At 37.5% G+C, this 8,139-nt stretch carries 8 protein-coding genes, 9 tRNA genes and 1 rRNA gene; 1 reads left to right on the top strand and 17 read right to left on the bottom strand.

Translation table 11 applies throughout. From position 1 onward, the window contains the following. From ABDZ63_RS02125 to ABDZ63_RS02075, 11 genes are all read right to left on the bottom strand, one after another. A 16S ribosomal RNA gene (locus tag ABDZ63_RS02125) occupies positions 1-164 on the bottom strand; the annotation flags it as partial. Positions 165-284: 120 nt separating this feature from the next. After that, a tRNA-Ile gene (locus ABDZ63_RS02120) sits at positions 285-361 on the bottom strand. Between the two features lie 5 nt (positions 362-366). Beyond that, positions 367-440 (bottom strand) — tRNA-Gly (locus ABDZ63_RS02115). A gap of 19 nt (positions 441-459) precedes the next feature. Continuing rightward, positions 460-536: transfer RNA gene (locus ABDZ63_RS02110), tRNA-Arg, on the bottom strand. A gap of 62 nt (positions 537-598) precedes the next feature. Further along, positions 599-684 (bottom strand) — tRNA-Leu (locus ABDZ63_RS02105). Between the two features lie 114 nt (positions 685-798). After that, positions 799-873: transfer RNA gene (locus ABDZ63_RS02100), tRNA-Gln, on the bottom strand. 6 nt (positions 874-879) lie between these two features. Further along, positions 880-956 (bottom strand) — tRNA-Asp (locus ABDZ63_RS02095). Positions 957-959: 3 nt separating this feature from the next. Beyond that, positions 960-1,031, bottom strand: a tRNA-Glu gene (locus ABDZ63_RS02090). Between the two features lie 14 nt (positions 1,032-1,045). Beyond that, positions 1,046-1,137 (bottom strand) — tRNA-Ser (locus tag ABDZ63_RS02085). 1 nt (position 1,138) lies between these two features. Continuing rightward, positions 1,139-1,213, bottom strand: a tRNA-Asn gene (locus ABDZ63_RS02080). Between the two features lie 342 nt (positions 1,214-1,555). Then, on the bottom strand, positions 1,556-2,002 hold the full coding sequence (locus tag ABDZ63_RS02075) for a SprT family protein (protein WP_343781461.1): 447 nt from the start codon (positions 2,000-2,002) through the stop codon (positions 1,556-1,558). A gap of 387 nt (positions 2,003-2,389) precedes the next feature. Here ABDZ63_RS02075 and cmpA point away from each other — a divergent pair, with 387 nt between their 5' ends. Next, positions 2,390-2,512 (top strand): cortex morphogenetic protein CmpA, encoded by a 123-nt coding sequence (gene cmpA, locus ABDZ63_RS02070; RefSeq protein ID WP_425541929.1) that lies wholly within the window; start codon positions 2,390-2,392, stop codon positions 2,510-2,512. 1 nt (position 2,513) lies between these two features. On the opposite strand, the gene ABDZ63_RS02065 is transcribed toward cmpA, so the two are convergent. From ABDZ63_RS02065 to ABDZ63_RS02040, 6 genes are all read right to left on the bottom strand, one after another. Continuing rightward, positions 2,514-4,694: a Tex family protein gene (locus tag ABDZ63_RS02065; protein WP_343781458.1), complete on the bottom strand. Its 2,181-nt coding sequence runs from the start codon at positions 4,692-4,694 to the stop codon at positions 2,514-2,516. A 188-nt stretch (positions 4,695-4,882) separates the two neighbouring features. Beyond that, positions 4,883-5,491, bottom strand: coding sequence for a SpoIIE family protein phosphatase (locus tag ABDZ63_RS02060; RefSeq protein WP_343781457.1), 609 nt, complete (start codon positions 5,489-5,491; stop codon positions 4,883-4,885). Continuing rightward, on the bottom strand, positions 5,488-6,276 hold the full coding sequence (sigB, locus tag ABDZ63_RS02055) for an RNA polymerase sigma factor SigB (RefSeq protein ID WP_343781456.1): 789 nt from the start codon (positions 6,274-6,276) through the stop codon (positions 5,488-5,490). Before sigB ends, ABDZ63_RS02060 begins: the two co-directional genes overlap by 4 nt. Continuing rightward, complete coding sequence (gene rsbW, locus ABDZ63_RS02050; RefSeq protein WP_343781455.1) at positions 6,248-6,727, bottom strand: anti-sigma B factor RsbW; 480 nt, start codon at positions 6,725-6,727, stop codon at positions 6,248-6,250. Before rsbW ends, sigB begins: the two co-directional genes overlap by 29 nt. Continuing rightward, positions 6,724-7,053, bottom strand: coding sequence for an STAS domain-containing protein (locus tag ABDZ63_RS02045; RefSeq protein ID WP_343781454.1), 330 nt, complete (start codon positions 7,051-7,053; stop codon positions 6,724-6,726). The genes rsbW and ABDZ63_RS02045 overlap by 4 nt, the downstream gene beginning before the upstream one ends. Before the next feature lie 67 nt (positions 7,054-7,120). Next, entirely contained in the window at positions 7,121-8,134 is a 1,014-nt protein-coding gene (locus tag ABDZ63_RS02040) for a PP2C family protein-serine/threonine phosphatase (RefSeq protein WP_343781452.1), read from the bottom strand. Positions 8,135-8,139 lie beyond the last annotated feature (5 nt).

Genomic DNA, 8,139 nt, shown 5'->3' with positions numbered 1-8,139 from the left:
GTTATCCCAGTCTTACAGGCAGGTTGCCCACGTGTTACTCACCCGTCCGCCGCTCGTTCCACAAACGTCCTCCCTAAGGATTCAGTTTGTTTCCCGCGCTCGACTTGCATGTATTAGGCACGCCGCCAGCGTTCGTCCTGAGCCAGGATCAAACTCTCCATAAAAGTGTTTGATTGACTCGTTTAATGTCATCTCTTTGTTTTCTTCTACAAGTCAATAAGAAGAAAACTAGAATTGACGACAGGCTATTTTGTTTAGTTTTCAAGGTTCGAAGAAAGTTTATATGGTGGGCCTGAGTGGACTTGAACCACCGACCTCACGCTTATCAGGCGTGCGCTCTAACCGACTGAGCTACAGGCCCATATATGGAGCGGGTGATGGGAATCGAACCCACAACATCAGCTTGGAAGGCTGAGGTTTTACCATTAAACTACACCCGCAGATGATTATCTTTATTGTTGGCGCGCCCGAGAGGAGTCGAACCCCTAACCTCTTGATCCGTAGTCAAACGCTCTATCCAATTGAGCTACGGGCGCTAAATGCGACAAACTCTATATTAACAAATCCAAATAAGTTTCGCAAGTCTTTTTTAATGTTTTGGTGCGGCCGAGAGGATTTGAACCTCCACGGGTTTTACCCCACTAGGCCCTCAACCTAGCGCGTCTGCCGTTCCGCCACGACCGCAAGTGATGAGCCAAAGAGAATCAATTAGAACCTCCAGCAATTAGCTTTAACCTTGATTCACTCTATTTCAGGCATAAAAAAAGACTGATCAACCAATATTTAATTTTAATTAAATGGCTGGGCCACCAGGATTCGAACCTGGGAATCACGAGACCAAAACCCGTTGCCTTACCGCTTGGCTATGGCCCAAAATAATGGCGGTCCGGACGGGACTCGAACCCGCGACCTCCTGCGTGACAGGCAGGCATTCTAACCAACTGAACTACCGGACCAGATGACCCATAGGGGATTCGAACCCCTGTTACCGCCGTGAAAGGGCGGTGTCTTAACCACTTGACCAATGGGCCTTATAATTTTAAAATGGCGGAGAAGGAGGGATTTGAACCCTCGCGCCGCTCAATGCGACCTATTCCCTTAGCAGGGGAACCCCTTCAGCCACTTGGGTACTTCTCCATGGCTCCAGCGGCAGGATTCGAACCTGCGACCAATTGGTTAACAGCCAACTGCTCTACCACTGAGCTACGCTGGAATAATACTAATGAGTCAATTCAACTTTATAAGGTGCATTTTATTTCTTCCATCTAAGAAGTAATCTCGTACAACTTCAACGCTAAAATATTATAAAATGTTATCTACCTAATGTAAAGTGTTTTTTATGACTTTTATTAATTTTATAAGGTGCATTTCTTGATGCATAGTCGCGTTAATTTGTTGCGACATACAGTATAATATAACATCTTCTTTTTGATGTCAATTACTAATCAATTAATTTATTTAAGTTTTTCGATTGAGCTAAACAGTTCCTCTGTGTCAGCTTTTATAATTTATCATGCTATATATTGTTCGTCAATACGTAATAAGTAATTTAAATTTATTGGATTTGTACAATTTTCCCCTGACATTTACCACAACGATAGCGAGCAGGATTAATTTTTCTTTTTCGTTTAAAAGTTAAACCACAACTACGGCATTGAAACTGGTGTTTTTTCTTGTCCTCTTCTGAAGGTAAAGTGCCACAAAATCGCGGTGACCCCGTTTCTTCCAACAATGCTCTAAATTCTCGACTACGGTGATGATAAGGTTTTCCTTCTATATGGAGGTGGTAGTGACACAATTCATGTTTAATAATCCCCATTAAATCTTCTTCACCTAATTCTTTATAATACTTAGGATTGATTTCAATAGTTCGTTTTGCTGGGATATACCTTCCACCTGTCGTACGTAAACGGTTATTAAATTGAACAGAGTCAACAAAAGGTTTACCAAAGAATTGTTGGGACAATTTATTTGTTAATAATTCAAGCTCTTCTTGCTTCATCATGATCACGCCCTACACCTTTTTAAAATTAAGAAAACCTTACCCATAATTCTTAATTATAACACGACTCGTTCATATTCTAATTCAAGTCTGAGACAAAAGAAATGAAATATTGTTAAAATGCGATCTTTGATACCTTGTGTAAGATGAGAAGTTACCCGAGCGGATCATTTTATCAGTGTTCGGGGGCTTTTTATCAGCGCTCAGCTACTTTTATCAGCGCTCGAGACTTTTGGAAGTCGCGAGCGCGAAACACAAAAATCCGAACGAGTTCATTTTCGATGAATCGTTCGGATTTTCTATTACTCCTTATACAGAATATTATATTTTACGGAAGCGAATAAGCTGTGGCTGCATAATATAAATTACAAAATAAATTAAAAGGTGATGTTTATGCCTAATTGGTTACAAAACCAGTTTCTTAATGCTTATGCTTCTAAAGACAAACAGCAAATTAAAACGTTAAATCAGTGTTGGTTTTTTTACTATAAAAAGTTACTCAATGAATAATTCAGCTCGTAACAGGAATCATCGTTAATGCGATACGCTGTCGTTTTACATCTACTTCATCAATCCAAACCGTTACAATATCCCCAACCGCTACAACATCTAATGGATTTTTCACAAACTGATTTGATAATTTAGAGATATGGACAAGGCCATCTTGTTTAACGCCAATATCAACAAAAGCACCAAAATCAACGACATTACGAACAGTCCCTTGTAACTCCATCCCTTGCTCTAAATCTTCCATCGATAATACATTCGTTTTTAAAAGCGGTGTAGGTAGTTCATCACGAGGGTCTCTGTTTGGTTTTTTTAAGTCATTTACAATATCTTGTAATGTCAAATGCCCAACATCTAATCCGTCAGATAACTGATTATTAGTCATTTCACCTAGCTTCTGTCGCACCTCTTCAGAACCAATGGCATCAGTAGTTAAGTCAAGCTTCCTTAGTAAATCTTCTGTCGCACTATAGCTTTCTGGGTGAATCGAAGTTCGATCTAGTGGGTTTTCTCCATCTAATATTCTTAAGAAGCCGATTGCCTGCTCATATGTTTTATTACCTAAGCGTGGAACTTTCTTAATTTGCTTACGATTTATAAACTTTCCGTTCTCTTCACGATATTTCACGATATTATTAGCTACAGTCTTATTTAAACCTGAAATGTATTGTAATAATGAAGAAGATGCTGTATTCACATTAACACCAACTTGGTTTACAGCTGTTTCTACAACAAATGATAATGAGTTATTTAATTTCTTCTGACTTACATCATGTTGATATTGTCCAACCCCGATTGATTTTGGGTCGATTTTAACAAGTTCACTTAGTGGGTCTTGAACTCGTCTTGCGATTGATACAGCAGAGCGTTCCTCCACTTGTAGGTCAGGGAATTCGTCTCTTGCTAACTTAGAAGCAGAATATACACTTGCTCCTGCCTCATTAACGATTAAATAAGCAACATCTAATTGATGCTGTTGAATTAAGTCTGCAATAAATTGCTCAGTCTCACGAGAAGCTGTACCGTTACCAATCGCGATTAATTCAATAGGATAATCTTCTAAATACTTCAGCACTTTCCTCTTTGCACCAGCGATGTCTTTTTTCGGTTCAGTTGGATAAATGACATCTACTGATTGCATTTGACCCGTTTCATCGACAATTGCTAGCTTACACCCTGTCCGAAATGCTGGGTCGACAGCTAAAATCGTTTTTCCTTTTAAAGGTGGCTGAAGTAGTAAGTTTCTTAAGTTTTTAGCGAATATGTCAATCGCGTGTTCTTCAGCATTCTCTGTTAGTGATGTTCGAATATCACGCTCAATTGACGGCTGAATTAATCGCTTATAGCTATCTTCAATTGCTTCATTGATTAAATCTGCCTCTTCTGTTTGATTATTTTTAATAACAGTTCGTTTAATATAATCGATAATCGGATCAACAGGAGGTTCAATCGCTACTTTTAATACTTTTTCTTTCTCCCCGCGATTGACGGCTAATACACGGTGGGGCACCATACTTCTGACAGGCTCCTGATATTCATAATACATTTGGAATATTTCTTTTTCGTCTTCTGCATTTTTCTTAAGCTCTGTAGTAATAGCCCCTTGCTTAAAGGTGTATGAACGAATATCATCACGGAATGCAGGTTCATCTGAGATCCACTCAGCAATAATATCGTTAACACCTTGTAGCACCGCTTCAACATCTGTTAGCTCATGCTCTTCTGAAAGATACTGTTTTGCTTCTTCATTAACTTGAATCCCCTCTTGCTTCCATACAAGCTCTGCTAATGACTCAAGCCCTTTTTCTTTCGCAATTGTCGCACGTGTTCGACGCTTTTGCTTGTAAGGACGATATAAATCCTCAACTCTTTGAAGCTGAGTAGCTTTTAAAATGTCCTTCTTTAACTCATCTGTTAATTTACCTTGTTCATCAATTAATCGAACAACTTCTTCTTTACGTGTATGTAATTGTTGTTGATAGTCATATGTTTCTTTAATTGATTGAATTTCAGTTTCGTCTAGCCCTTTCGTTTGCTCTTTACGGTAGCGGGCAATAAAAGGTACAGTATTCCCTTCATCGATCATTTGGACAACCGTTTTCACAATCGCCTCTTGAATACTGACTTGTTTTGAGGTGACTTGGATTAATTCATTCTGTATTTCAGCCAAAATGTTTCCTCCCATAATATTAGAATCTATCTTATTATAACAAAAAAATGTCCTTACCATGAATTGTTCTTTTAAGAAGTTTTATTAAATATTAAAGTCCTGCTGTATTGTAAAACATATATTCACCTTATACAGCAAAGGCCTTACTGACTAAGCGATTAGAACTATAGATTAAAAATGAGGGAAACCGTACTAGGTCACCCTCACTCCTTTTGATACTTCATTGCAATTAATGTGGTATCATCATCCATATAGTCTTTTTGCTGTAATCTAAACCATTGAATCGTTAAATCCATCGTATCATGGCTATAAAATTCTTTAGTTAATTGACGTTCATTGACTCCATCTGAAAACATAAAGAAAACAGAGCCAGCCTCAAGCTTCCCATCTTGAACTTTAACTGGCTTCTTAACACCTGATAAATAACCCGGAACCGGTATATTTCTACGCTTATTCCCATAACAATCAACCACAATAACACTAATATTTCCTATTGAAACATAAGAATATAGTTGTCGTTTATAATCAACACGTAATATACCTAAGACACAGCCTCGCAGTTGATGACCAAACAGGGACTTATTAGCTTGTTCAACTAATACATCTAATGGTTCATCAAGGTGGTTTCTGATCACATTAATCACTGTATCTGATGAATCTTTAGCGATCTCTCCACTCCCTAACCCATCAGCTAAAGCACATATGAAACCATCATTCATTTCCATGTAAAAATAAGAGTCACCTGAGTGATAGTTCCCTTTTTTCGGTTTTTGAAAAGTAGCAACCTCCATGCGGTCTTTCTTTTCAATCAAAATAAAACCTCCAAATCTTCTTCACCCATCGACTCTCTTAACTTCCTTAGCGCACGACGTTGCAATCTAGAAACGTGCATTTGTGATAAGCCTAAACGTTCGCCCGTTTCTTTTTGACTTAGATTTTCAAAGTAGGTAAATTTCAATATTTCTTGCTCTCTTTCGCTTAATAAAGGCATAATCTTTTCGATTAGAAGCTTATAATCCGTTTTATCATAACCTTCTTCATGATTACCCACTAAATCTAAAATCGTTACTGTACTACCATCAGCATCCGCTTCAATTTGTCGGTCAGTAGAGAGTGCGTTATAACTTTTACTCATTTCCATTGTTTCTAATACTTCTTCTTCAGTTGCACCTAGATAATTGGCAATGTCAGCTACTGAGGGTGATTCCTGCATATCAGTTGTTAGGTCTTCTACTGCAGATTTTATCTTAGGTCCAAGTTCCTTAATTCGTCTTGGAACATGAACACTCCAAGTTTTATCACGAATAAAGCGTTTGATTTCACCTATTATAGTTGGTACGGCAAATGACTCAAAGGATTTCCCATACGTAGGGTCGTAACGGCGAATAGCAGCCATTAGACCAAGCATCCCAACTTGTACTAGATCTTCATGAATTTCACTATTTTTAGAGTATTTTTTTGCTAGTGAATGAACCAAGTTTTCATATTTGTAAATAATCTTTTCTTGAGTCTCTTCACACTCTGGGTTTTCATGTAAATACTCGATTAGTTGATATATATCTTCTCCGTTATTGTGTTGTTGAGATTTGGTCGTCACTTTGCCCCACCTCATTTTCATACAAAAACTTGGTCATTATGACGATTACTCCATGGTTATTATTAATTTCCACTTTATCCATTAGGGCATCGATTAAGAAGAGACCAAACCCTCCTTCTCTCATATCCTCAACTGTTTCTCTCTCATCATAAGGACCGATTTGCTCTTTAACTTCCTGTAAATCAAAGCTTCCTCCACGATCTGCAACCATCACCTCTAAACGGTCCTCATATAGGCCAAAACCTATAGTCACTTCACCAGAATCTTCTTCATAATAAGCGTGGTTAACAGCATTTGTTATTGCCTCAGAAGTCGCTACTTTTAAATCTTCTATTTCCTCATATGAAAACCCCATACGATTCGCAACACCTGAAATGGTTAACCGCAAAACACCGACAAACTCAGATTTTGCAGGTAGCTTCATTTCAACAAAATCGAAAGCTTCCTTCATGACAATTCACCCTTAACTGTATTTTCTATATTAATAACATCATTTAGTCCTGTAATGTTGAATAGGCGATAAACATTTTCTTGTAAGTTTATAAGTTTTAAATGATGCTCTTTTTCCTTTGATAATTTAAGAGCACTAATAAACACTCCTAAACCTGTACTATCCATATAGTTCACTTTTAGTAAATCAACTTCTACTTCACGTTTCTCCTCAACTAAAGCAAGTAATTCTTCTTTTAATTGAGGGGCTGTGTAAGCATCGATTTCACCAGAAAGCTTTAAAACACCTAAATTCTCGTTTCGATGACCATCGATATGTAAGTTCATTTCTGTAATCCCCCATTCTATAGTTTACCTAATAGGATATACCCACTATTAACTTTCTTAAAACCTCTTACCCATCATTTCTTTTCATAACTACTAAAGTAAAATCATCTCTAAGCTGAAAATCTTGTAAACGCTCAAAGTATTTAAAGACATGATCCACGATTTCTTGAGATTCTAAATGGGCATGAGCCTTAATAACATTTAATACTTCTTCTTGTTCGATAAACCTACCATCTACCCGACATTCTGTTACACCATCTGTTAATAACACAATGAGGTCATTGGGGTTTATAGCAGTTTGTAATTGTTCGTATTGAACAGTACTTTCAACCCCTAGTAATAATCCTTTAGCATCTATCTCTTCAAACTCCCCTGTTTCCTCACGAAGAACATAACAAGGTTCATGTCCTGCAGATGCATAATAAAATTGGTGAGTATATACATCGTAGAGTCCATAGAACATGGTGACAAACATGCCCTTATCTACATTTCGTCCAACAACTCGGTTTAAAGACTCTAGAATCCACTGCGGATAAATTTGATTCTCAGTGAAACTTTCCATAGCAAACTTAATCATTGACATGCAAAACGCTGCTGGTATTCCTTTACCGATCACATCAGCTACAGCAACCCCAATATTACCTTGTTCATCTTTAATAAAATGATGGTAATCGCCATTCATTTCTTTTGCTGGAACTGACTTAACACCTATATCCATAGCATTTGCACTTGGAACTGATGTTTTTAATAATGTATTTTGCATATTGGCTGCTACACCAATTTCTGATTTCAATTCAATCTGTTTCTCACGTAATACTTGGTGTTCTTGATAGGCCAAGCCATATGAGATCATGGTCTCTATTAAGAACTGAAACGAATCTTGTACACTTTCATCAATATTTGGAATCAATTCTTGTAATGCTTGGTAATGAACATTAATAACTTCATCTGGTGATATATTTTGCTGTATAGATTGCTTACTAAACTGTTCTGCTTGGTATAATACCGCTTCGTCTTTCGTTTTTAAATACTGTGATAATAACTCTTTGTAGTCTTGCATATCCGATTTTAATGAGCTCAATTGCT

The sequence above is a fragment of the Alkalibacillus silvisoli genome (assembly GCF_039521975.1).
Classification (GTDB): domain Bacteria; phylum Bacillota; class Bacilli; order Bacillales; family Alkalibacillaceae; genus Alkalibacillus; species Alkalibacillus silvisoli.
Note: the sequence above shows the minus strand (reverse complement) of the source record. Positions and strands in the feature narration are given on the sequence as shown.